3 protein-coding genes are annotated in these 1,919 nt (G+C 68.4%); all 3 read left to right on the top strand.

Annotated elements, in window-relative coordinates:
• Positions 1-161 precede the first annotated feature (161 nt).
• The gene (locus C4V41_RS60495) at positions 162-1,220 is read left to right on the top strand and encodes a tyrosine-type recombinase/integrase (RefSeq protein WP_200825062.1); all 1,059 of its coding nucleotides are present in this window, start codon (positions 162-164) and stop codon (positions 1,218-1,220) included.
• The gene (locus C4V41_RS60490) at positions 1,217-1,657 is read left to right on the top strand and encodes a hypothetical protein (RefSeq protein ID WP_146104316.1); all 441 of its coding nucleotides are present in this window, start codon (positions 1,217-1,219) and stop codon (positions 1,655-1,657) included. Before C4V41_RS60495 ends, C4V41_RS60490 begins: the two co-directional genes overlap by 4 nt.
• Positions 1,654-1,919 (top strand): helix-turn-helix domain-containing protein (locus C4V41_RS60485; protein WP_103965015.1); only part of this gene is annotated, 266 nt, incomplete at its 3' end. The genes C4V41_RS60490 and C4V41_RS60485, both read left to right, overlap by 4 nt.

The following is a 1,919-nucleotide window of genomic DNA, read 5'->3' as shown; positions in this document are numbered from 1 at the left end:
TTAGCCCCTGGACCTGGGCTGATCTGCTGGTGCTCCGGCTTCTTCTGGTGTTGATGAGATTTCGGGGATTCTGAAGGTCTATCGTCCTGGTCGTTCGTCTTGCTGTGAAAGTGAAGGCGAGGTGGCCGGAGTTGGCGCTGGCGGTAGTGAAGGATCTTCGAGTGGCCCGTGCCCCGGCCACCGCCGAGGACCTGGAGGCGCTGGAAACCGACGTGCTGGCCGGGTTCGTACTGGCCCGGGCGGCGGCGGGGCTGTCGGACGGAACGATCTCCTCCGACGTGGTGCACCTGGAGCAGACACGGGCCTGGTTCGGCCGGCCGCTGTGGGAGATGGAACCGGCCGACGCCGACGCGTACTTCGGCAAGGCGCTGCGCTCCACCGCGAAGGGCACCAGGCTGGCCCGGGCCCAGGCGATCAAGACGTTCTTCCTGTTCCTGGAACTGCGGCACAAGGTCGAGATCCACCAGATGACCGGCCGCGTGGTCGAATGCCCGATCGATGAGATGAACCGGCCGCGCGGCGGCCCGCAGGGCAAGCTGCGCATCCCGCCCACCATCGAGCAGGTGGACCGGCTGTTCGCCGGGTGGCGACAGGAGCTGACGACCTGCCGGAAGTTCGCCCCGACCGCCCGCAACTACACCGCCTGCCGGCTGATGTCCGAGGTCGGGCTGCGCGTCAACGAGGCATGCAAGCTCGACCTGGCCGACCTCAAGTGGGACCTGGGCCGCTTCGGCAAACTGCACGTCCGTCACGGCAAGGGCGCCCGCGGGTCCGGACCGCGCGAGCGGATGGTGCCGCTGATCAACAACGCCGCGGCGACGCTGCGCTGGTTCGTCGAGGACGTGTGGGGCCAGTTCGGCGACGACCACACCCGGCCCGGCGTGGCGCTGCTGCTGTCGGAGCGCAAGAACACCGACGGCTCGGTCGCCCGCGTCGGTGACGAGACACTCCGAGCCGCGCTCGCGAGGGCCGCCACCGCCCATCTGCCGGAATGGGCCGACGTCCTGACCCCGCACGTGCTGCGGCACTTCTGCGCCTCCCAGCTCTACCAGCACGGCATGGACCTGATCGCCATTCAGCAACTGCTCGGCCATGCCTGGATCGCCACCACGATGAAATACGTGCACGTCACCGGCACCCACATCGAAGACGCTTGGACCGCAGGTCAGCAGCGTGCCGCCGCCCGCCTGACAGGACTCGGGAAGGGACTGACGCCATGACCGCACATCCCGCCGGACCAGTCGGCGACTACTGGGCCCGCCACGAACTGGCGTGCGCACTCACGCTCGGCGCCACCGGACTGCCCTGCGTCCAGGCAGGAGTCGAATTGCTCATCGACACCGACATCTGGCTGCACCGGCCCGACTTCGTCACCGAGTACATCACCATCGACACCGGCCTCGCCACGGCGCTGGCCTTCGTCGACTGGGACGGGGCGATCACGGCCGTGCAGGAGGGCCGCCTGCCCTGCAGCGGCGGCGAACGCGCCGTTCTGCGCATCGCCGCGAGCATGAGCGGCGGCATCCCGGTCGACCTGCGTGACGTGCTCACCAGCCTGGACGGTGTCAACCTCGCCCTGGCCGCGACCGCGATAGGAGCCGCCGCCGGACATCCGGCCGGATCGGCCGCGCCCTGGAAGGAGGCCGAGAACAGATGAGATGGAACCTGCGGCTGGCCGCCGCCAACCGCGGCATCTGGAAAGCCTCTGAGCTGCAGCGGATGCTCGCTGAGCACGGTCTGAAGATCAGCGCCGGGAAGATGTCCGGTCTGTGGTCGGGCGAGCCGGCCAGCATCAAGCTGGATGACCTCAACGTCATCTGCGCGGTGCTCGGCTGCGGAGTCGATGAGCTCCTCATCCCGGAGCCCGACAAGGTCAGACGCGTCGATGACGGCCAAGATCAGCAGGTTACGGCAGCCTC

Source organism: Nonomuraea solani, from assembly GCF_900108335.1.
GTDB classification, from domain to species: Bacteria; Actinomycetota; Actinomycetes; order Streptosporangiales; family Streptosporangiaceae; genus Nonomuraea; species Nonomuraea solani.
This window is presented reverse-complemented; position numbering and strand designations above follow the sequence as displayed.